General features: G+C 33.3%; 20 protein-coding genes and 2 pseudogenes. 18 read left to right on the top strand and 4 right to left on the bottom strand.

What is annotated here, in order from left to right; genetic code table 11:
• Window positions 1-14: 14 nt before the first annotated feature.
• Complete coding sequence (locus tag CUS89_RS12015; protein WP_029594287.1) at window positions 15-473, bottom strand: helix-turn-helix domain-containing protein; 459 nt, start codon at window positions 471-473, stop codon at window positions 15-17.
• A gap of 1,102 nt (window positions 474-1,575) precedes the next feature.
• On the opposite strand from CUS89_RS12015, the gene CUS89_RS12010 reads away from it, so the two are divergent.
• The 9 genes and pseudogenes from CUS89_RS12010 to CUS89_RS11960 form a co-directional block, all read left to right on the top strand.
• Window positions 1,576-1,833, top strand: coding sequence for a PqqD family peptide modification chaperone (locus tag CUS89_RS12010; protein ID WP_019724034.1), 258 nt, complete (start codon window positions 1,576-1,578; stop codon window positions 1,831-1,833).
• Window positions 1,834-2,425: 592 nt separating this feature from the next.
• Window positions 2,426-3,316, top strand: a complete 891-nt coding sequence (locus tag CUS89_RS12005) for a 6-phosphofructokinase (protein WP_019724035.1) — start codon at window positions 2,426-2,428, stop codon at window positions 3,314-3,316.
• Between the two features lie 527 nt (window positions 3,317-3,843).
• Window positions 3,844-5,133 carry an electron transport complex subunit RsxC gene (rsxC, locus tag CUS89_RS12000; protein WP_104872301.1) on the top strand — a complete coding sequence of 430 codons (1,290 nt, stop codon included), beginning with the start codon at window positions 3,844-3,846 and terminating at the stop codon, window positions 5,131-5,133.
• Window positions 5,130-6,140 carry an RnfABCDGE type electron transport complex subunit D gene (locus tag CUS89_RS11995; protein ID WP_104872300.1) on the top strand — a complete coding sequence of 337 codons (1,011 nt, stop codon included), beginning with the start codon at window positions 5,130-5,132 and terminating at the stop codon, window positions 6,138-6,140. The genes rsxC and CUS89_RS11995 overlap by 4 nt, the downstream gene beginning before the upstream one ends.
• A gap of 273 nt (window positions 6,141-6,413) precedes the next feature.
• Window positions 6,414-8,150: a glycosyl hydrolase family 28-related protein gene (locus CUS89_RS11990; RefSeq protein ID WP_181055364.1), complete on the top strand. Its 1,737-nt coding sequence runs from the start codon at window positions 6,414-6,416 to the stop codon at window positions 8,148-8,150.
• 1,567 nt (window positions 8,151-9,717) lie between these two features.
• Entirely contained in the window at window positions 9,718-10,392 is a 675-nt protein-coding gene (locus CUS89_RS11975) for a zeta toxin family protein (protein WP_019724287.1), read from the top strand.
• Window positions 10,385-10,546, top strand: coding sequence for a hypothetical protein (locus CUS89_RS11970; protein WP_104872297.1), 162 nt, complete (start codon window positions 10,385-10,387; stop codon window positions 10,544-10,546). The genes CUS89_RS11975 and CUS89_RS11970 overlap by 8 nt, the downstream gene beginning before the upstream one ends.
• 458 nt (window positions 10,547-11,004) lie before the next feature.
• Window positions 11,005-11,769 carry a DUF3427 domain-containing protein gene (locus CUS89_RS11965; RefSeq protein WP_104872296.1) on the top strand — a complete coding sequence of 255 codons (765 nt, stop codon included), beginning with the start codon at window positions 11,005-11,007 and terminating at the stop codon, window positions 11,767-11,769.
• Between the two features lie 246 nt (window positions 11,770-12,015).
• Window positions 12,016-12,174: pseudogene (locus CUS89_RS11960) on the top strand (tyrosine-type recombinase/integrase); the annotation flags it as partial.
• A gap of 556 nt (window positions 12,175-12,730) precedes the next feature.
• On the opposite strand, the gene CUS89_RS11955 reads toward CUS89_RS11960, so the two are convergent.
• Window positions 12,731-13,351 carry a hypothetical protein gene (locus tag CUS89_RS11955; RefSeq protein ID WP_104872295.1) on the bottom strand — a complete coding sequence of 207 codons (621 nt, stop codon included), beginning with the start codon at window positions 13,349-13,351 and terminating at the stop codon, window positions 12,731-12,733.
• Between the two features lie 102 nt (window positions 13,352-13,453).
• Between CUS89_RS11955 and CUS89_RS11950 the strand changes: the two genes are divergently transcribed.
• Complete coding sequence (locus CUS89_RS11950; RefSeq protein WP_104872294.1) at window positions 13,454-13,837, top strand: TIR domain-containing protein; 384 nt, start codon at window positions 13,454-13,456, stop codon at window positions 13,835-13,837.
• A gap of 1 nt (window position 13,838) precedes the next feature.
• On the top strand, window positions 13,839-14,807 hold the full coding sequence (locus CUS89_RS11945; protein WP_104872293.1) for a caspase family protein: 969 nt from the start codon (window positions 13,839-13,841) through the stop codon (window positions 14,805-14,807).
• A gap of 30 nt (window positions 14,808-14,837) precedes the next feature.
• On the opposite strand, the gene CUS89_RS11940 is transcribed toward CUS89_RS11945, so the two are convergent.
• Together CUS89_RS11940 and CUS89_RS11925 are read right to left on the bottom strand one after the other, a co-directional pair.
• On the bottom strand, window positions 14,838-15,329 hold the full coding sequence (locus CUS89_RS11940) for an ImmA/IrrE family metallo-endopeptidase (protein WP_258082420.1): 492 nt from the start codon (window positions 15,327-15,329) through the stop codon (window positions 14,838-14,840).
• Between the two features lie 947 nt (window positions 15,330-16,276).
• Window positions 16,277-16,840, bottom strand: a complete 564-nt coding sequence (locus CUS89_RS11925) for a hypothetical protein (RefSeq protein ID WP_104872291.1) — start codon at window positions 16,838-16,840, stop codon at window positions 16,277-16,279.
• A gap of 254 nt (window positions 16,841-17,094) precedes the next feature.
• Here CUS89_RS11925 and CUS89_RS11920 point away from each other — a divergent pair.
• From CUS89_RS11920 to CUS89_RS11895, 7 genes and pseudogenes are all read left to right on the top strand, one after another.
• Window positions 17,095-17,256: pseudogene (locus tag CUS89_RS11920) on the top strand (ATP-binding protein); the annotation flags it as partial.
• Between the two features lie 11 nt (window positions 17,257-17,267).
• Window positions 17,268-17,894 carry a hypothetical protein gene (locus CUS89_RS16535; RefSeq protein ID WP_308726893.1) on the top strand — a complete coding sequence of 209 codons (627 nt, stop codon included), beginning with the start codon at window positions 17,268-17,270 and terminating at the stop codon, window positions 17,892-17,894.
• Window positions 17,873-19,297, top strand: coding sequence for a hypothetical protein (locus CUS89_RS11915; protein ID WP_308726892.1), 1,425 nt, complete (start codon window positions 17,873-17,875; stop codon window positions 19,295-19,297). Before CUS89_RS16535 ends, CUS89_RS11915 begins: the two co-directional genes overlap by 22 nt.
• A 38-nt stretch (window positions 19,298-19,335) precedes the next feature.
• A complete protein-coding gene (locus tag CUS89_RS11910) occupies window positions 19,336-20,370 on the top strand; it encodes a phage tail tip lysozyme (RefSeq protein ID WP_104872290.1) in 1,035 nt (344 codons plus the stop codon).
• A 12-nt stretch (window positions 20,371-20,382) separates the two neighbouring features.
• Complete coding sequence (locus CUS89_RS11905; RefSeq protein ID WP_104872289.1) at window positions 20,383-20,610, top strand: hypothetical protein; 228 nt, start codon at window positions 20,383-20,385, stop codon at window positions 20,608-20,610.
• Window positions 20,607-21,146 (top strand): EF0163 family protein, encoded by a 540-nt coding sequence (locus CUS89_RS11900; protein WP_104872288.1) that lies wholly within the window; start codon window positions 20,607-20,609, stop codon window positions 21,144-21,146. Before CUS89_RS11905 ends, CUS89_RS11900 begins: the two co-directional genes overlap by 4 nt.
• Window positions 21,147-21,319: 173 nt before the next feature.
• Window positions 21,320-21,981 (top strand): hypothetical protein (locus tag CUS89_RS11895; RefSeq protein WP_146103417.1); only part of this gene is annotated, 662 nt, incomplete at its 3' end.

Genomic DNA, 21,981 nt, shown 5'->3' with positions numbered 1-21,981 from the left:
TGTCTTACACTGCTTTATTTTGGGGTGGTCAACGAAATATCGGTTTGTTTTGAAACAGCTTCGTTGAACCATGTACCGAAACTTTGAACATAGTTGAAATTTCCACTAATAATAAATTCCGCACATGTATCATCTAAAACATTATAAAAAAAGTAACGATCTTTTTTATTTGAATAAACGTCTTGATGATAGCTGATCATACAATCTCTAAATTGATGCAAAGATTCCAAAGTTTCGTATTGAAGGTAGAATTTCAGGACTACTGCACTTTTTATTGGTTGATCAGACTCCATGAAGCTTGGTTTAGTTTTAAGGGAGAACTGTAGAAACTCTGACAGATTTTCTTCTGAAAACTTCCATTTTCCTCCAACTTTTATTCCATGTAGTTTCCCTTCGCGTAAATAGTTCCGTACAGAACGAGTGGTTACTCCTAGAATTTCTGCAAGTTCATTGACTGAATAATAATTTTTCATCAGTTTGCCTCCCCCATTTTCTTGAATGATAGAAACAAAAAACTATCGCCAAGTATGTGTTAAATAAATAATTATTGATGTTATTACTTCCCTATCAATTATATAAAAGGTAGTTTGATATGATAAATAAATAGAGAAAAATTAAGGTTATCTTTCAAATTATTATACTCAATATAAAGCATTAAGACCATATGTTTTGAAGATTATTGTTATGTTTTTAAAAATTTGCAAGAATATCAACAATTTAAATATCAAGTCCAACGTCAATCATCGAAAAATTTTTTCTAGACATTACTTTGGAACTCGAAAATATTTCAAAATCGAATGGTCAGTTACTTTTCAGTATGATGGCATAAATCCTACGATCGATGAAAACATCTAAGGTGAAATAATTAAGAGAAATAAATTTATTCCTATATTTTCCTAACAAATATATTGACTTTTGTATTAATCGCGTTATACTAATGTTAGAAAAAAAAGAGAAAATTTTTCCTAAATACTAGAGAGGAGGACAGTGATAGTTAGCCAAAAGGAACTGAGAAAGGTATCTCAGAAAATCGAATGACTGTTATACCCAAGTAACGTCATGTGATTGCTCTAGATGCTTAACAAATGGACCAAAGCTTACACCGTTCTTTTTTATGGTAGAAACAAAGTTAGCACACTAAAAAACTCCCCTTTTTTATATAGACTAACTTTAGTTTCCTAAAAATTCCCTTTTTTGTGAGGCAAATTATTTCGTCTATGATTTGCCTCACAATGATTAATTAAAAATCAACGAGGACAAAGAGTAGATAGTAAGGACACGCCTGATCTATATAGGAAATCTTATGTTTTTACATAACATCCTGAGATGAGAACTATTACTTATTCGGTTTTGACTTTTCTATTATGTGAAATAAATGAAGGAATCAATCACCCAACAAGAATAGTAAGACTATTATCTTTGAAAACAAGAACGAGTAATATTTAGTACTTATGAAAAGACAGTTCAAGTAAAGTAAGCTTCAGAAAACAAATAAATTCGAATACATACTGTCAAAAGAAATCGAGCAATATAAGAAATATTGGTTACCGTGTTATATGCAAGGAGGAAAAATAAATGAAATTGAGCAAAACAATCGCTTATGAAAAACTAGGAAAAATAATCTACTTGTCATCAGATGATGGAATCCTGCTATTGGAGGATGAAGTAGCGACGTATATCTTCGAGCTTCTGAAAAAGGAACAGACCCTCCAAGAAATTAAACAAAAAGTGAAAGAAAAGTTCAAACAAGCAAATGGACATACAAAAGAAGTAACTGATTTATTTATTGAAAATTTTTTAACAGATTTATCGAACCGATCGATCGTTTGTTAAATGAAAGTCACATGATCTAACTCTATGTTTGATGATTCAACATCAAACAGCTCTAATTGTTTGCTACCAAGAAAGTATGCCTGTTACAGCTGAAGGTGCAAAAAAGCTTAAAGCTGTTTTATTTTGAGTTATCGAACGATAAAATAGATCGCAAGTCATACTTGCGGTCTATTTATTTTGTATAAAGAGATATATATAGTGAGGTTCGATGATCACCATTGAACTTGGCTATATAGAATCATTGCTTTCTTGCTAACGATGGGAGACAAAGACATAAAAAAACTGATTGGTGGTAAACGAAAAGTAGTGTTACTATGCTTTTTTCTATCAATGAAAAAACCTCTATGCTATATTGGGATAAATATGGTATATTTTACTTAAATAGAAATAGCGGAAAGATACTAGCTGTATCGTATGAAAATCGAAAGATTAAGTAATTTTTATAAAAATTTTTATTGCGGAATGATACCGGTTACATCCGGCTGCTATTTATTTGCTCGACATGAGAAATGAAGATTACTGGTGAAGATAGGTAGCGGAACTGACTTAGCATTAAAAATCAATGGACGAATATAGTGAGGGGAAAATGAATATGGCGAAAAAATTTGGGATTTTATCAATAGAAGGATATGTAAAAGGGGGAGAGGGGCTAGTGGAACAGCTTGTGCTTTCCATACCTGAACAAGAAATCGAATTATTCGCAATCAATTACTTTGAAGAACAATATACTCAAACGAAACTTGATCAAAAGACAAATAACTGGCGTTTATTTGATTGTTCCTATTTATGTACAGAAACGGATTATGTTAAGGATCAATTTATTCAATCAATGAAAGAGGAAAATTACGACTGTTTCATAGTCTTAGGTGGTACTTCGAGTGTCGAATTTGCAAATGTGCTACGTAGCCAAGGGCTTTCGGTAGTCACTGTACCAGTATCTAACTATCTTGATTACCCAAGTGGTGACTATACAGTAGGATCAGATACATTTATCAACGGAGTAACAAAAGTGATTGATCGAATCGTTGATACTGGACATTCCCATCAAAAAGTAACCTTCATCCAAATTGACGATACCATCACAGGCAAAGTGACAAGAGAATTATCTTTGACAAATGAAATCGATGTTTGTATTGCGAATCAACTTGATTTAACGAATAACAAAAAATATCTTTTGAAACATATGAATAGTCATCCCATGTACTTTTTATTGAACCGTTCAGTTAGTTCAATCGAATCTTTTGTTGAAACATTTTGTCCGACGTTATCAGACTACCGAAGCATCGTATTAGATAATTTAGCAATTGGCCAGTCGATGATCACCGCTTTTGATCGTATTGCAGTGATCAAATTAGGAAATGCGTTGATCGATTTACTTAAAGACAGTCAATGTTTGGATGCTGAATTGTATTTTTCGCATGGGAAAGTGTTGCTTGAACAATCTCCTTATCATCATCATGTGAAAAAACAAGTGGTGAAGTAACTATGAGTAAGTATATGATTACAGGATAGAGCCCTGCGTTTTACGCCATTCTTTTCAGAAAGCAGGAATTGATCAAGCTAGGATCGATGAACTTTCCTCGCTATCGGTCGACCATAAGATTCCAACTCACATCGACACTTGAGTTGGGATCTTTTTTATTGTTGTTATTTAGTAAAAAAGATAAGATAAAAATTTTTATAAAATAATCTTTTAAATCACTTTGCATCATGTTATTATATTTATGGAAAACAGTTATTTTATTCGCACATACATTTAAATAGTCAATAGGTTTTTTACTAACCATTTATCTATATAAATGGAAATATAAAAATATATGCTATTTAGTTAGGTTTGTAATAGTAATAAAACAACTGTTTTATATTAAAAAATAATTGTTATCATAGGGGGAGAAATGAAAAAAATTAGTTATCGAAAAAAATATGAATGGATCGGATTAGGTATGCAGTTAGCTTTAGTAGCAATCGGTTTGATTTATTACTTTTGTATCTATCGTTAGGGGAATGAAAATGAAAATAATAGTAAAAAAACGGTGGAATGGTGTTTATCTTGACAAAAAGAAAAGCACAGCACAAAAAGCCATCGAGAAACTAACGCTACCGAAGAAAATTATTTTACCAATGTCTATGCATCTTGGAAAACCTGCTAAAGTTGTCGTTGAAGTAGGCGATAAAGTGGCAATTGGAACAGTCATTGGTGAAAAAGATGGACGAATATCTGCCAATGTACATAGTTCAGTGGCAGGAGTCGTAAGAAAAATCGAGAACCGTATGATCAATCAGCAGCCAACTAAGGTAGTCATTATAGAAAATGACTTTTCTGATCGTATGGAATTATTACATACAAAAAACAAAGATTTACATAACATCGTAGCGAATGCAGGAATCATAGGGATGGGAGGTGCTGGCTTTCCAACTGACATAAAGCTACTACCTAAAGAAGAACAAAAGATCCATACCTTGATCATTAATGCGGCAGAATGTGAACCCTTTATTACTAGTGATAGAAGACTATTGATTGAAGATACCGAACAAATGATGAAGAGTATACAAATCATTTTGGATACTTATCAAATCCCCAAAGCAAGGATTGCGATCGAAAAATCATCTGTACAAGCGATTGAACATTTACGAAAGCATCTGATTGATCCAAGAATCCAGTTACATATCCTAGGCGATCTATATCCTCAAGGTGCGGAAAAATTAGTGATCAAGCATGTATTATCTCAGGAAATACCTAAAGGTAAACTCCCTTTTGATGTCGGTGTGATCACATTGAATGTAGCGACGATACACAGTATTTTTAGTGCTGTACTGAAACAAATCGCATCATTTGAACGAGTAGTAACAGTCTCAGGTACACCAATCAAAGAAGGAAAAAATTTACGTGTTCGAATCGGCACGCCAGTAGAGGAATTGATTGATGCTTGTGGTGGGTTTGTGTCCTCACCTCTTAAAGTATTGAATGGTGGGCCGATGATGGGGAAACTGATCCAATCATTAGATGAACCAGTCACAAAAACAACTAATTTGATTTTAGCATTGTCAGAAGCAGAGGCAATGATACCTGAGGAACAAAAGTGTATCAAATGTAGCGAGTGTGTGAATGCTTGTCCAATCGGTCTGCATCCAATCTTGATCAGTGAAGCGTACCGTCATCAGGATCTTCAGACAGCCGAACAGTTAGGCGCGTTGAATTGTTTAGAATGTGGTGCTTGTTCATTTATCTGTCCTTCAAAAATCGATTTATTAAAAGACATCAGAGCGGTAAAAAATCAGATCATGGAGGCAAAAGGATGAGTACGAAATATCTAGGAAACGGAACGATCAATGGTCCGCATATCCGTAATGATTGGACAAGCCAATGGAAAATGAAACAAGTGTTGATTGCCCTTATATTTCCAACGATTGGCGCTATTTATTTTTTTGGTTGGCGTTCGTTAGTAATGATCATTACCAGTATCATCACATGTGTATTACTTGAAGCGATTATCCAAAAAGCGAGTAAACAACCGATCACGAATGATTTGACTGCTGTGATCACAGGTTGGCTGTTAGCTTTGACATTGCCTACTAGTGCACCTTTATGGACAGTACTTGTCGGGGATTTTATTGCTATCGTCCTTGTAAAGCAACTAGGAGGCGGGTTAGGACGGAATTGGATCAATCCCGCAGTAGCAGCACGAGTCCTGCTAAAGCTCTTTTTATCTCCTTGGATCACCAATTGGATCGCGCCAGGACCAGATGTGATCACAACTGTGACGCCACTTGTAGCACTTGGTCATTTTTCTCGAGAAATCAGTGCAACTACTCCTGAATGGTGGAAACTTTTCTTAGGGATTGATCTAGGCGGTCCAATGGGGGAAACAAGTAAACTGCTCTTATTGATTGCAGGGGGCTATTTGATCGTGCGAAAAATCATCCATCCATTCGTTCCTCTGTTGACCCTAAGCTCTTTCTATCTAGCGATTTTAATTTATAGTGGGTTTAATTTTAGCTTTGCTACAGCCCATTTGCTCAGTGGAGCATTGATTATGGCAGCTGTTTTCATGGTAACAGACTATACGACTTCACCTGCAACCGATAAAGGGAAATATTATTTCGCTATCGGCTGTGGTGTCCTGTGTGCCGTTTTAAGAATCGTTTTAGATTTGCCAGGCGGTATCGGCGTAGCGATTGTTGTTATGAATCTAACGGTACCATTTATCGATCAGTGGACGATGCATCGGGTGTATGGTGAAAAAGGGTTTAAGATAACATCGATAATTGATAAAGAAAATAGAAAAGGATTATCCAGCATCAAGTGATAATTTATAACGAATATGACTGTCACCCGACTAGAGAAATTTAGTCGGGTCTTTTAAGGTTAAATTGCTACTCAACTATATTTTTTTGCGAAAGAACTCAATAATTTCACCTGTGAATGAAATTATTGAGTGTCAAACCATTTATTTATCTGCTACGCTACAGATGGATATCGTTCGTTATTTTATAGTGTATTGAAACAAAAGTTACCTAACACCAAAATACTTCATGTTTAGAACGATAGCCAATCACAGCTAAAAAGAATGGAGAGACAAATGAACAAACGACAACTAAAAATGATGTTATGTTTTGTGGTTCTGTTTTTAACAAGCATACCAGCAAATATAAACGCAGAAGCACCGAATGAGTTAGAGAGCCAAAAAACTTTTCCGGTTCAGCACACCGAATGGTTAGATGCAACAGATGCGACGATTTTTGGGGAGCACGCGTTGCGACGTGAGAGTTTAGAAGATCAGTCAGATCAATTACAAACGATTATTGATCACACCAATTCTTTAACAAAACAGTTATATATTCCAACTGGTACGTATATCATCAATAAAAATGTGGTGTTAAGAAGCGGTCTCAAGATCAAAGGAGAAGAAGAGAATCCAACGATATTGAAAAATGAAACAGGACAAAACGTTTATTTGTCAGATGAAAATTACCAGACAAGCCACAATATTGAGATTCATTCATTGTTTTTTGATGGAGTAGGAATTTTTACGCGTTTAGCAAATAACATTACCATCAATGATAATGTGTTTTATCATCCTGTGTCTTTATATCCGATCAACCTACAGACATCCAATGGGGCGACCATGCAAAATAATATATTTATGAGAGATCATGAACATGCCACGCCAGATACAGAAAATCGGGCAATCTATATTGGTGGTTTTTCGACGGTTGGAAGATATGAATATATGGAAAACGTACAGATCACAGATAATCTATTTGGATTACGGATCAATGAGTTAGAGGCAATCAAGAGCTTTAGCAATCCTGAGATTATCAAAACCATCAATCGTCTACAATCTGCGTTGGAGTCTGAACAAATGTCTCTTGAACATAACGAACAAAACTATCTTTCTTGTGGTGTCAATTCATATAGTAATTCGAAGAATGTTTTGATAAAAGATAATTTCTTCCAGCAAATGTACGAGAACGAGGATCGATATGGTGTGGTAGGTGATCATGCCATCTATCTAAGAGGATCCCAAAATGTACAGGTTGTAGGCAATCACGTTCGTGGATTGCACAATGGACCTTATGGTGGATTTAAATTCAAATCAGGACGTAACATCACGATCATGAATAATTATCTACGTAATACCGGTATTATTATGTATGAAACACCAGAATTTGGATTAGGAGATAGTTTTGCTCAAGGTCAAGTAGCGGAGTTATCGAATTGGTTAGTCGCAAATAACGTGTTTGATTTTAAAGAGTGGCAGGATAAATACGCGATCGGGATAGAGTATAATCGGCATACTGGAAAGGACAACGTATATAATGGAGTATTTATTGATAATAAATTTATCAATTATCACAATATTCCAGCCAACCGCCGGAGAGAGCTACTGATCATGAATCAAGCCTCTGAAGGTTTTAAAGGAGAGTCAACGTATGTTTCTGGCAATACACGTGATGACACATCTGATCGTCAATTAAATGTTGAGTATTGGACCTCAGCAGAGTATGAAAAAATGCCAAAGGATTGGAGAAGTTTGATCGATTCTACGTTGTATGATCAATATAAAGAAACGCAAATACCAATACAAGATGCATTTCCTGTTGGCCGGACGGTTGAGATTGTTTTAGGAGAACCTTATGATCCATTTGATTTTGTTGAGCAAACCCATATAGAAGAAAACGATCGTCCTGAAATCACTATTTTGAATCCTGAAGTTCTATCAAAAGTTGGTCAACATAAGCTAGAGCTAATGCTGTCATATCCAAATGGACGAACAGTGCGTGTGGTTACAAATGTGACAGTCCTGCTTCATTAATTAAAAAGTTCAAGCGATCCAAAAACCAGTTGAAACTTCTGGTTATATTACTTTCTAGCTAAAGTTGAAAGAGTTAGAAATATTTCCGCCCGATAAAGATTTATAAGTAGTCATTTTATCAGAAATACCAAGTTTTACCGCTTGATTTTCCATTGAAAAGGCGGTGTTAATGAGCTTTGCTAAATAGGTGATTTCGACAAAAGAACAGATGCATGAAATTTCTTATATTTCTTCTATTTTTTCGCACCAAAAAACAAGGTTGGTTGAACATTTCCTCTTTTTATAGACATAGTATAAAGAGGGAGGATGTTCAACTGATTTTTATTTTTCCTAAGTAGTTTATCAATCAGTTAAATAAAAATACAATTATGAAGTGAAAAGGAAAAGGTACAAGAAATGTAAAATAAAAGTATTGTTGATTTAGTAGAGATTATCATAGCAAAAGAATTTTATGCTGTGATGAAATATGTAGCAGATGAAGCGAATAAAAGACAGAGAGGATTAGTTGGTAAGGATAAAAATGGATTGGTTACTGAAGTCATACAGGAAATATGTGTATGGCTTTTTTTGTTTTACTGATTTTATCATACTTGATTGAGATAAATTTAACGTTTATGCGTTCAAAATAAGTTTTTATGATTAGTTTAAATAATATCGATGTTATTAGGTTATATTAAGCTTATGGTTTAACGGCAATTCATGATTTTTTGTATATTATGAAAAAAGTTCTAAAGATTAGAAATTTTTTGTGATTAAAATTTTATTTGTTACTAGTATGAATCATGGTTAAGAGAATTATTACAGAAGGTATAGCTAGAATGATCAGAAAAATAATAGGTATCTTTTGGAATAAACCTTTAACATTACATACATAGAAGGTCTTAGGTATAAAATAATGATATATTTAATGGTTCGGATAAGCTTATGCTTTTTTAGTATGATGTGTTTTAGTATGGGTATTTGCTTTTTATAGAGAATAAAAAAATTAGTACGACAAAACCTTGGGAAAAGTTTATCAAGGTCAGACTATCTTAAAAGCAAAATCTATTTAATGAAATGTAAGTTTTATGTCTATATAGGATTTTTTGTGATTTCAATAAACATAATACTGTTACGTTTTCATTAGTACAATCTTTAATTTATGCAAATCGAAACTAATGAAGGTAGCTCTTAAAGAGCATATACATAGACAGTTCCTCATTTTAGCGAATGGTTATAATAAACAAGGAATAAAAAATATTAAGACAGAGAAAGTTTTATTGGCGATTGCGCAAAATACACAAAAAAAGTTTTTGACATCTGTCAAAAGAGGGGAGAGAATCAGTGAGATTATGAATGATATGCTAATTAATAATCAATCAAAATGGATTCGATTCAAAGTAAACTGAAGAAAGAAAAAAACAAATCCTCGGAACATAAGGTTTCTGCTTATATCCATATTACATTTTGCGAGCATATCTGTTATTACTGTAACTAGCTCCTATAAGAATTAGATTTATCGCTATCTCTTTTTTTAAAATATCGTATAATAAGTATAGAAATAGCACAATGAGAGAAGGTGAACTTTTTGGAAAGCAACGACCAATATTTAGAATATGCAAAGCTAAATAAAGATAAATTTATTGAAGCAATCATTCAGAGTAAAATTCCTGATGATGAAAAAGATGCGGTTTTTATGGCGGGAAGCCCAGGAGCAGGTAAAACAGAAGTGGCACTAGGTTTAGCTGAAAACTATGATAATCATGTTGTGATTGATGCTGACTACTTTAGAACACAATTTCCTGAATACAATGGGAAGAATTCAAGTGTTTTTCAGAAAGCTTCTTCTTGGTTGGTGGAACAATCCTTAAAATATGTATTAGAAAAAGGTTATTCTTTTATATTAGATGCTACTTTTGCTATTCTTAGTGCTGAAAAAAATATCCTTAGAGCGTTGAAAAATAATTTTCGTGTGACGATTTTTTATGTTTATCAAGATCCACACACTGCTTGGGATTTTACTCGAAAACGTGAAGTTGCTGAGGGACGTCATGTACCAAAGAAAATTTTTATCAATGCATTTTTCAAGTCTAGAGAAAATATAGAAAAAGTAAAGGAAAGATATCCTGAAGTCGTTCTTCATATCATGATCAAAGACTACAAAAATAATATTTCTGAAGTACATTATGCGGCAGATAATATTCGTTTAGTACTACCAGTACAATATACTTCAGAGGAATTGGAGGAGGAATTACATGACTGAAAAAGAACAAGTACAGCAAATAGTAAAAAAATATAATAAAAGTATTGCTGACTTATCAGAAAATGCCACCGCTAAAGAGTTTAAAACGGTGATGAAATATGTAGCGGACGAAGCGAATCGTAAACAACGGAAATTAGTTGGATTGGATAATTAACTTTTTTGAACCACTCTAGGCTAGAATTTTATATTCACATTTAAAAATAGTATAAAAAATGTATGAGACTTACAAAAAAAGGGATAAACCTATAGAAGTGAATAATCTCATGCATTTTTGCTGAGTTTTACTTGTAGTAGAACTCCTATGATATCGTAACTTAGGATAATGTGCATTATGAAAACTAGATATAATGCAATACTTGTGATTCTAGTAATTAAAATTCCTAATCTAATCATTAGATTTCCAAGATGTATTACTTAATTTAGTAGTATTCTTGGGAATCTTTTTTAATAGCACGGAGTCCTGTTTTCTGGTATTTAGTATACGATTATGATGTAAAAGACACTTTTTCTGATGAAAATTAAAAATAATCTGTGATCTAAGATATAATAAAAATAAATACACATTCAATGTTGTAGAAATTTTTATCTATTTTAAAGGTCGGAGATAATATTATGCATTATTTTAGTATTGGAAAGAAGTATACGAGAAAAGAGATACGTAAAGAGCTAGGTTTTATAGAACCTGAAAAAATTGGTGGGATCTGGAGTACTGGTTACTTGCAACACGAAGAAGATTTTTTTATTTTTGCTAATATTTCGACAGCCGGCAGAACTGGACATGATTATGGAAATCGTTTAGACGAGAACAGGCTGTATTGGTACACTAAAAGAAACACAACAATTAATTCTCCAACAACACAAAAGTTGATCAGCGGAAAATTTCCAGTTCACATCTTCATTAGAGAAGATAGTAATGATCCTAAATTTGAATATAAAGGATTAGGAGTTATGATGGATTACGAAGATGGTACACCTACTGCAATAACATGGAAAATTATACCATCAAACGATATATCTACAGTTAAAAATCAAACAATAGAAAGATTAAAATTTCTAGAAGGCAAAAAAATTAGTAAGAAAGTCAATGTTTATGAAAGAGATCCTAAAGCACGTAAGGCATGCTTAAATCATTATGGTTACACTTGTGTAGTATGCAATTTTAATTTTGAGGAGAAATATGGAGAAATTGGAAAGGAGTTTATTCATGTCCATCATGAAAAAGAATTAAGTAGAATTGATGATTCTTATGAAATTGATCCAATTGAAGATATGAAGCCTGTTTGTCCTAATTGTCATGCAATGATTCATGGAAAGAGGCCTGCATATACTGTAGGGGAACTGAAAAATCAATTGAATTCGAAATTATATAATTCATAGTATAAAAAAGAAGTGAAACGCTTAAATATAAATTCTCTTTAGAATTCCACCTAATAAACAAAGAAAGATCTTAGAAGAATTGGAACTGTCTAGAATAACAGACGGTTTTATTTATCCAGAAATTAGTCAAGTAGTCCGGTTCTTAAAAACAAAGTACTGTTAAAATCAAAAAACATACTTATATAGAACTAATCATTTGAACGATAATCATAGTAATTTTATTGTTTAACCCGCACCTTCCGCTACACCCATATCTCTCTACTCGCCGAAGCAGGCATGCCAATCAAGGCAATCATGGAACGTGTGGGGCATGCCAACATGAAAACTACATTGGAAATTTACAACCAAGTCTCCAATACAACTAAAGAAAAACTGATCCAAGAAATCGATTCTTGGATTTTTTAATGGATTTGTTTGCTAAATACGTTTAGTATGCGTATATAAGAGGTCGTGAAAGTGTCGGTTAGCTCCGATGACAATAAGAAATCGATTTTTAAAACAGCTTTTCATGTTTTGAAAATCGATAGCTTATTTCAAGGAGTTGGCACTTGAACACCGTTTAAAGAGTGGTCGAAAAGCGGTACGACTTTTTGACGTAAGGAGAAAGAAAAACTAATGAAAGAAACAAACAAATCCGCAGAACATAAGGTTTCTGCTTATATCCATATTCCATTTTGTGAACATATCTGTTATTACTGTGACTTCCAAATATAAATGGCAATTATAATAACGTTAAATATATTATTTATTGAAGAAATAGTCCTACGAAAAATGAAAATCCCAGTAATTTATTATATAATGTAATTGCAAATATTAAATAACGAAGAAAGAGGTAATAACAATGAGTGATAATAAACCAACCATTATTAAATCTTCAAATCCCAAGCAAGGTTCAGAGACGAGAAGTATAGGAAACCCACGCCCACCCAGAAGTACTGCAACACCACCAAAACCTAAGTAATTAATGTATTATTATTATTTTTATCTTTTTATCTATATTAATGTATACTTCACTTTCTACTTCCTCACATGTTATATATTCAATTATTTTGTCATAATTATCTAATTCTGATTTTGAATTGAATGGATAAGTAATTAATTCAAAATCAGAATTGTCTAAGTCAGAAAACCAACCTGACTGTCCTGAAAAAATAAGTTGATTGTCTAAAGTGAAAATGAATATTGGTTTATTGGTTTCGAAACCAAAAGCTATTTTTTTTATAGAACGGCTATCGAACGAAGACAAATTTTCTTTGTTTCTTAAATTATTTATTTTTTTATTTATCCATGTCAATATTCCAGAGAATAGAGTGAATGATAAAATTACTGATATTATTGTTACTAAAATTATACTTATCGGAATTTCGATATTTCTTACAAATGGATGTTTTTTTAAGTATTCTAAAATGATTAAAAATAATCCATAATTAATTATGGAAAACAGTAATAAAAATATAATTTTATCTTCCTTATTTTCTTTAGATATATTTATTTTATCAAGTCTTGTTAAGATAAATAAATTTATAAATCCTAGCCCCCCTGCCGTTATTAAACTATTTAACATTTCTAGTAATAAATCCATAAAAAAATCACTCCCAAATGTTCTTTTGTTAAGTATAATATTATGATATCATAGACGTGTCTTTAGAGTACTAAAAAATTACATGGTAAGGAGGAATTGAACATGTTGAATAAACGCATTTTTACAAGTTTTGCAATGGAAGATAGGAATTTGAGAGATTTGTTAATAGGACAAAGAAATAATAGCGGTTCCAAAATTGAATTTACGGATATGTCTGTTAAGAAACCTTGGGATACTATGTGGAAAACAAATTGTAGAACACGGGTAAAGGGATGTGATGGAATGATAGTTATTATAACTAAAAATTCTAAAAATGCAGATGGTCAGCTTTGGGAAGTTAAGTGTGCTATCGAAGAGGGGATTCCCGTTTTAGGTATATGGGGATACAAAGATGATAAATCTATGGTTTTACCTTTAGAATTAAGGAACATAGTAATAAAAGATTGGACGTGGAGTAATATTTCAACATGGATTGGAAGGGTTTAATATGAAAAAAGCTTTAGTAATAGGTATTGATGAATATAAATCAGGATATAGTTTAACAGGTTGTGTGAATGATGCAAGGGATGTCGCTGAAATGCTAAAGCGTCATAAAAATGGTGATATAAATTATACTGTTTATCTGGAGGAAAATATAGAGTCCAAAAATAAGCTAACAATAATGATTCAAGAATTATTCGAAGGGGATTGCGAATCAGCCCTACTTTATTTTTCTGGTCATGGATTCGTCGATAAATATGGTTTAGCTTCACTAGTAACACCAGATCTATCCCCTGGAAATATGGGCGTTAGTATGGATGATATATTAAACTGGGCTAATAAGTCTAAAATTAAAAATAAAGTTATTATTTTGGATTGTTGTTTTGCTGGAAATATGGGGAACTTCTCTGGAGATGGTACAAGATCAAGTCTTTCTGATGGAGTGACAATACTTACTGCTAGTAAAGCAGACGAACCTTCGATCGAATTTGCTGGTCATGGTATTTTCACTGCCCTTTTAATCAGCGCTTTAGAAGGAGGAGCGTCAGATTTACTAGGATATGTTACTCCTGGTAGTATATATTCATACATAGATAAAGCCTTGGGCCCATGGGAACAAAGACCTGTGTTTAAATCTAATGTCTCTACTTTTGATATAATTAGAAGAGTTAACTCGTCTATAGATATCGCTCTACTTCGAGAATTACCAAGAATATTTAATCAGGATCATACGTTAGAATTGAATCCTTCTTTTGAAGTAACAAATACTACAGATGATGCACATGAGGTGATTGAACCTTATGCGAATTCTGAAAATGTAAAATTATTTAAAAAATTGCAAAAACTGACAAGTTGTGGTTTAGTAAGACCTGTTGGGGAAGATCATATGTATTATGCTGCTATGCGTAGCAAATCTTGTGAATTGACAACAATTGGTAAATACTATCATCGCTTAGCAGAAGAAGAAAAAATCTAAGAATATTTAAATTAAGATATTGTATTTAACTTATAATTGTATATTTTTATTCTTGTAACTAAGATCCTTAAGTAACTTATATGTTTTATCATATGAAAACCCTGCAGTAAATTCTATATAATGCATAATCCTTATTTTGAGCGTGGAGCTATCCATATCAAAATAGGTTCCAATTTTATCAAATTTCTTAAATTTTCTAAGTGCGTATTTTAAAGCTTGATCATTTGCCATTAAAATCCCTGCTCCAATATCAGCTGCAACTTCTTTATCAAAATCTTCAGGCAAGTAGTCTTTTTGAGATATAAAATCAGAAAATGCATGAGATTCACTAAGATAGGAATAGTCCCTGTAATAGTGAATAATCTCATGCATTTTTGTGAAGTTCTTATGTTCATCTGATAAATTTTGATTTGGCGTGATAATAAATTCGTCTTGAACTTTGCTAATTGATTTAAGCAATAATTTATTTAAATTATTTTTGAATTTGTAGTCAATAAATTCAATTTTTTCAACCTCAGTCATATACTGCTCGATGTCGGTACATCTAACGTATTCGACTTTCTTTGATAGATGTTTTGCTGCTTTGTTTGCAATGTCATTAGCAAGATCTGATACTTCGAAATACGAGAATCTTATGGAAAATTTTTAGGACGAAAGAAACATTGGAAAAGGTCATTACTCGTTTATTAACCACAATGAATAAAGTTAATTCGTTAGATGAATCGTAAAAATTGACCTACGATACTTGAAAATAATTGAGAAAAGAGCTTCTGAAATAGATAAATGCAACAATGAAATAAAACAAATCAACTCTTTAACTTTTCTTGGGAAACAAGAAGATAATTGGCGGAATTCAATTGTCTGGTCTGACTATATGAAACTAAGAAAGAAATTTCACCTGGTCGTTGAAGATTTTAAAAATTTTGTAGAGCAGTATAAATATTATACACCGCCAAACAGTGAAGGTTGGAAACAGAAAACAATCATAATTTTCAAATAAAATGGGCTATATCGTCGATAGTTATTTTGAAGACGACTATGCACCTTGAATCGGCGTGCATGCCAGACCAAAAGACAAACCAGCCTATTTAGATCCGAGAGACGCTGAAGGAGCTGCCTTACGAGAAAACATAGCGTGAACGTATTTAAGCATGATTTTGGAGAATGGTTTGAATGGGAAATAAAAGAGAATGAGATAATTGTGTAGGGGGGATCATGAATGAGGTTGTTGAGACGGATTTTTAAATGATCCAGATAGTTTTTAATTAACTCTAAAGGGCATCGATGAGTTAAGACAATTATACACATTATTTGAAACAAATCTGCTTTTTCCTATTTCTCTATATTTATATGCTGAGATAGTATTGAAAAGTTTAATTAGAAGGGTCAAGATTACTAGCAAGGTGATGCAACTGATTTTGGAAGATTTTTAGAGAAAAAAATCCAGTTCGAAGACTGGATGGATTGATCTAAATTTTTGCGATAGTACCATCATCTTTTAATTGGTAACTAGTAACCACTTGGCGACTCAGTCCCATTCCTATTCCAGTAAATATATAAAGATTAATTGATTTATTTACTGGTTGTTGTGCCATCAAAAGCTCTGAGTTCTTTTCAAAACGTTCTAAATCTTGTTCACTCTCTAAATAATTATTAGTAATGCTCAGACTATAGAAGTTATCTCCTGTTTTAGTTATCTTAATTTCAGCTGTGCCAGTATTATCAGAAAAATAAGGTGATAAACTTAATTCCGCAACCATAGAGGCATCCTGCAAAGCTTTAGTTTCATCGCCTTGAGTAGCATTAATCATACCTTGGATATCCATTTTTCCAGGATGCCATTCACTTGCAGGATATTCTTTTAATGATGGATCAGAAGTTGGTTCACTGCTTGACATTTTTGTTTGTTCAACCGTACTACTCGTTGTAGAACTATTATCTTTTTCGGTGGTTGGCTCGGTGCTTTGGTTAGAACAACCAGCAAATAAAGTAATCGTTGACAAAAGTAATAACAACCAAATATTTTTTTTCATTATTTCACTCTCCTCAAACTATATAATAACATGGTTTGAATATATTGTATTTAAATATTTCATGACGACGTGTAAGTATGTGCAATAAAAAGGTATTGAATTACAGACTTTGAACAGCTTGGAGAACAAATCAAATTTGGCGAATATATGGCTCGTTACAAAGAAATGGTTCGGCATGTGTTAAGTGAATTATCTTTTGTAGATTTTGATTCAGAAAAAATAAAAGTATTATTAAGAGCAGCAATACGTAAGCAAGGTGGGTTTCTAACAAGGTCCAAGGGCAATGTTTATTGAAAGATATGTTTGGGCAAATCAATCGAGTCGTGGTCCATGTGATTTTTGAAGAATGGTTGGAATTATTCAAAACAGTGGATGATACCGATGCTTCTGTCATGGAAAATCGTTTTGCGGTGTAAAGGAGAGTGGCATGAAGTATTTAATTGATAGTTACAATGCTTATATGGTAGATGGTGGTTTACTAGACAAAGGTTGGCAAGTAGTCAATTGGTTCTTCGTAGGCGTTCCATTTTTTATTCTAAGAATGTGTGCTTCCTTCTTTCTCTTTTGCGAAAATATTGTCAATCAATCGGATTTTTTCATTGCGAAACAGACCGAAGTTTTTAATATGTCGGTACGAATACTCAATAATTTTGGCGGTACTGGCTTTGGTGCAGGCAGTTTAATGGGCTTAGCAGTTATCTTTAGTGCCTATTACCTCTTAGCGAACTTCTTCTCCAATCGTCGAAATTTTATGAAGGTCTTGCTACATTATTTATTCGTAGCATTCATTTTCTTTGGTTGGTTTGGACAAGTACCGACTGCACAAGGGAACTTCAATACCTCTACATTTCTTATCAAATCCGTTACCGAGGTAACAAAAGTAATCCAATCACAATTTATCGCAGGGGCGAATACTTCTTCTGATTCAAATCAAGGAGGAAATGGTGTCTATCAAAGTCCAATGTTTGATGCGACTGTGCAACAAACATTTAATTTTGTAAATAGTGGTTCATCGGATGGCAAGATGGCAAGATGGCAAATGGGGACAAGATAGATGAGAAGAAATTATTAGAATCACCAAATCTATCGGAAGAAGATCGCACGAATTTTATAAAAGAGAGAGACGAGTATCTTAGTTCCCTTGAAAAAGTGAATCCTTATTTTTCTCAAGATGGTGTAAAAACGATGGAAAAAAGCTTTGCCATTTGGGTAGGGATCGCCAATTTATTTATTCTAGCTTTTCCAGTGATTTATATTAATATCATGCTGATGGTCATTCAGATTCTTGTGATCCTACTGATACTAGTGTTTCCAATTTTTGCCTTGGCTTCCTTTTTCCCAAGATGTCAAACCTTGATGTTCAAATTCTTTAAAGCATTGATTGGTATTTTATTTTTACCAGTCATTTTTGGTGTGTTTATTGCTGTCCTATTTTGGGTCAATCGACTAATCGATCAAGCCTTCTTAGGGATAATCGGACAGATCAATGAAAGTCTTTTAAACGTCTTATCAAATGGCATGGTTCTTTTAGGAACAATGGTCTTAATGATTTTGGTGAAATATATCTTTTTAAAGAATCTTTGGAAGAATCGTTACCGGATCATTAGTTTCTTTTCTGAAGGACAAATTCAGCAACCGGCTTTTGAAAAGCAAGTAAATGAGAAAGTCAAAGAAGGAACAGAAAATATAGTCGAAAAAACAACTGCCGCAGCCCAAGTTGGTATTGGTGGCTATACAGGCAATATGGGAATGGCATTACAAGGTGCTTCAACACTCATGTCCGGTCAGGACAAAGCAATGAATTTAGGAAATGAACATTTTACCGAACCAAATCCACGTTTTTCTGGATTGAAGCAAGGAATGGAATCATTCTTTCAGCCGGAGAATCCAGAAGAAACAGAAGCACCAACGTATGATGATGTTCAATTAGAGGAAGAAATGACTGAATCATTGAAAGGTGAGTTAGAAAATGGTCCTGTTTTTTTCCAAGAGATGGAAGAAGAAGCGTTCGATGATTTTGAATTGGAAGATGTCCTAACTGGAATACAGGATGAAGATCCAACAGTTGATCATTCGTTGACTGAATCGGATGAATTGGTTATCGATGAATCACAACTTGGAGATGATCTAATGGAACAAACCATCGAAACAGAATCAGATATAGTTGAACAAGACTTTGAAGCACCTGAACCAGTAACGGAAGTACCAGAAATAGGAGAAGCTGCAACAGAAGTCTCCGTTGATAATTTTGATGAATTACAATTTGCTAAAGAAGAGCAAGCCTTTTTTGACCAAAAACATGATCCGGAACTACTAGTAAATGATCCAGTCAATCAAGTGAATCAAGTATCTTTTAATCAACAATGGGAACATACCGGATGGACAGAATCAGAAGAACAATTTTTCTCGATCGATGAAGAAAAACAATCAACACAACATGAGGTAGAAGACTGGTGAAAATATCAGTCTTCTTTTTTTTAGAATTGAGGTGAAAAATGAAAAAAAAGGCGTATCTAGCTATAGGTAGCTGTTTTGTATTCTTAGTACCTTTCCTTTTATTTTTAGGTGTCTTTTCTTCTAGTCAAAACGGTGATACTTCGACGTTTGATCCAATGACACCACAAGAAGAAGTTGCGTTGGAAGTCGCCAATTTTGTTCAGCAACAAGGAGGAACAAAAGAATTTGCGGCTGCATGGATTGGCAATATGGAACACGAAAGTGGCTTGATTCCATCAAGAATCCAAAGTGATCTCGCTTTTAATCCGATTTGGGCATACAATCCAGCAATTGGTGGATATGCAATAGGATTAGCACAATGGGATTCAGGTAGACGTGTGAATTTATTGAATCGAGCAGAAGAACAGAAACGAAAATGGGAAGAAGTCGCCATTCAAATGGACTTTGCTTGGTACCATGACGGATCAGATAGTACGCTCCTAAAAAATATGTCTTCCGGTACAGATACGGAAAGTTTAGCCGTTAATATTTTAAAGTACTGGGAACGTGCAGGTACAAAAGATGATCCTGTGGAACAGAACAAACGAAAAACTAGTGCAAATAATTGGTATCAACGTTTATTTGAAGGGTCACTAGGAAATGGTTCCGCCAATATTGGTGGTGGCAAAATTGACATTTTGGAAGACGTGATGGGTCAAATGATCAATGGTGGTCAGTGTTACGGCTTAACTGCCTACTATGTACAAAAGCTTGGCGGTCCACAATTGATGGGGTCAGGTTTTATGTATGCAGAATCGATTGGCAGTGATTACGACTGGAAAGCGTATGATTGGGAGGTGATTTTCAATCCAAAATACTCGGAGTTAAAAGCAGGAGATGTAATCAATTGGTATGCAGGACAAGCACTTTCTCCTGGAACATACGGACATACCGGTATTATTGCAAGTATTGAAGGCGATGGAAAATTTACAACGTATGAACAAAATGCCGGACAAGGACAAATTTGTGCGAGATATTCGCGACAATGGGGCAGAGAGTTTACTCGTGTATCAAGTATTATCAGAAAAGAATAAAGGAGGAACTACATGTTTTTGCAAACAGGCTTGAATCGACGACAAATGAAACAAATTTGCGAGAAATTTGGTTGTAAGAAAAAGGAATTTGCCGTTCGTCGGTTTGAAGATGGTTATCTCGTATCGCTAAATAATAAAGAGTACAAGATCAAGTTTTCAGCCGGTCGCTTCTCACAAATCGTTTATGCAAAAGAAATGATTCGTGTACCAAGAAATAAAAGAAAGCAGGCCAATCAATGAAACGCTACTATCTATTTGTGCTACTACTAGGGATCGTACTATTAACTGGCTGCGGTCAAGAAAAAAGTCAATCAACAACACCTACAAGGACAAGCAGTGCAAGATCAATGGAAGCTGTAGGAGTTAGTACAATTCAATCAACAGAAGAAGCAGAAACCAGTGAAACGACAGAATCAAAAGAAGAGACTAAGACGATAGAATCAGAAGAGAAACACACAGAGAATGACAACATGGAACTTTTACAAAAATATGGAGAAGCATACGCCAATTTCAAAAGTCTGAACCACCGCAATGAAAATCTCAAAGACTTGATGACAGAAGAATGTATCAAGATGAACGGGATAGATATTGAAACTGGCAATGGTCTTGGCAGTGAAGGAAAAGTAACAGCTATTTATCAAAACGATAAAGAGGAATACGCTGTTTTATTAGACTGTATTCAAAATGGTTCACCGATCCGGATTTTGTTGCTGGCAAAAGTGGAAGGTGGGAAAGTGGCGGAGATGACTTATAATACGTTGAAGCAGGAATATTAAAAAACACTAATTCAGAAGATATGAATATTGATATATAAATATATTCTTATCAGGTTATATAGTAACTATTAAAAATTCATTCTTTTAAAATAAAGTTTGGTATAATAAAAATTAGTCAGAGATATTTTTATTTCCCAGACTATTGCTTATTAAATTTTGAATATGAGGTATATATGAATAAAAGAATTGGATTTATTGAAAATTTGTTTGTATTTAGAATTGATGATAATTTGTTTAATAATCTTACTGATGTTATTGCGTCTATTTATATTTATCCTAATGGTGAAAGAAAAAGTATAACCACTTCAAATTTAAGTGCATATACAGAAGAACTACAACAACAAATAAACTATCAAATATATCTAGAAGAAGCATTGCTTAACTATAGAGAAGATTTCATGGGTGCTGTAATAATCAGTCAAATAATTTTTTTTGAGCCCATAGTTAGTTCGGAAAGGGAAGTCATTATTCCAACAATATATGTTTTTAATGATAAAAGGGGTATATTAAAATTTAAAACTATTTTAAACGACAAAGATTGTTCACTTGTGGATGGGACTGTAAATTTTAAATTAAAAAACACACGTTTTAAAAAGAGAGATAAGAAAGTTGAATTTAATTTCAATAAGTATAGAAAACGTGAAAATGGAATTAATATAACTAGGACTATAAGTGAAAACTATATAGAAAAGAAAGATATAGATTTTTTTGATATATGTAATTTATACTTAAAAGAGTTAGGTTGTATAAATGAAAAATCAAGTTTGGTAACAAATTTTATTAATATAATTTTTACTGATAAAGTGATTAAAACAAGTCAAGTCCATAATCCTGT

The sequence above is a fragment of the Enterococcus mundtii genome (assembly GCF_002947535.1).
In the GTDB taxonomy this organism is placed as follows: Bacteria; Bacillota; Bacilli; order Lactobacillales; family Enterococcaceae; genus Enterococcus_B; species Enterococcus_B mundtii_B.
The sequence above is the reverse complement of the archived record's forward strand: the minus strand, read 5'-3'. Positions and strand labels throughout refer to the sequence as shown.

Bases quoted from the DNA above. Each gene is read 5' to 3' on its own strand.
- CUS89_RS12015 (WP_029594287.1), bottom strand. From the start codon at position 473: ATGAAAAATTATTATTCAGTCAATGAACTTGCAGAAATTCTAGGAGTA.
- CUS89_RS12010 (WP_019724034.1), top strand. From the start codon at position 1,576: ATGAAATTGAGCAAAACAATCGCTTATGAAAAACTAGGAAAAATAATC.
- CUS89_RS12005 (WP_019724035.1), top strand. From the start codon at position 2,426: ATGGCGAAAAAATTTGGGATTTTATCAATAGAAGGATATGTAAAAGGG.
- rsxC (WP_104872301.1), top strand. From the start codon at position 3,844: ATGAAAATAATAGTAAAAAAACGGTGGAATGGTGTTTATCTTGACAAA.
- CUS89_RS11995 (WP_104872300.1), top strand. From the start codon at position 5,130: ATGAGTACGAAATATCTAGGAAACGGAACGATCAATGGTCCGCATATC.
- CUS89_RS11990 (WP_181055364.1), top strand. From the start codon at position 6,414: ATGAACAAACGACAACTAAAAATGATGTTATGTTTTGTGGTTCTGTTT.
- CUS89_RS11970 (WP_104872297.1), top strand. From the start codon at position 10,385: ATGACTGAAAAAGAACAAGTACAGCAAATAGTAAAAAAATATAATAAA.
- CUS89_RS11965 (WP_104872296.1), top strand. From the start codon at position 11,005: ATGCATTATTTTAGTATTGGAAAGAAGTATACGAGAAAAGAGATACGT.
- CUS89_RS11955 (WP_104872295.1), bottom strand. From the start codon at position 13,351: ATGGATTTATTACTAGAAATGTTAAATAGTTTAATAACGGCAGGGGGG.
- CUS89_RS11950 (WP_104872294.1), top strand. From the start codon at position 13,454: ATGTTGAATAAACGCATTTTTACAAGTTTTGCAATGGAAGATAGGAAT.
- CUS89_RS11945 (WP_104872293.1), top strand. From the start codon at position 13,839: ATGAAAAAAGCTTTAGTAATAGGTATTGATGAATATAAATCAGGATAT.
- CUS89_RS11940 (WP_258082420.1), bottom strand. From the start codon at position 15,329: ATGACTGAGGTTGAAAAAATTGAATTTATTGACTACAAATTCAAAAAT.
- CUS89_RS11925 (WP_104872291.1), bottom strand. From the start codon at position 16,840: ATGAAAAAAAATATTTGGTTGTTATTACTTTTGTCAACGATTACTTTA.
- CUS89_RS16535 (WP_308726893.1), top strand. From the start codon at position 17,268: ATGAAGTATTTAATTGATAGTTACAATGCTTATATGGTAGATGGTGGT.
- CUS89_RS11915 (WP_308726892.1), top strand. From the start codon at position 17,873: ATGGCAAATGGGGACAAGATAGATGAGAAGAAATTATTAGAATCACCA.
- CUS89_RS11910 (WP_104872290.1), top strand. From the start codon at position 19,336: ATGAAAAAAAAGGCGTATCTAGCTATAGGTAGCTGTTTTGTATTCTTA.
- CUS89_RS11905 (WP_104872289.1), top strand. From the start codon at position 20,383: ATGTTTTTGCAAACAGGCTTGAATCGACGACAAATGAAACAAATTTGC.
- CUS89_RS11900 (WP_104872288.1), top strand. From the start codon at position 20,607: ATGAAACGCTACTATCTATTTGTGCTACTACTAGGGATCGTACTATTA.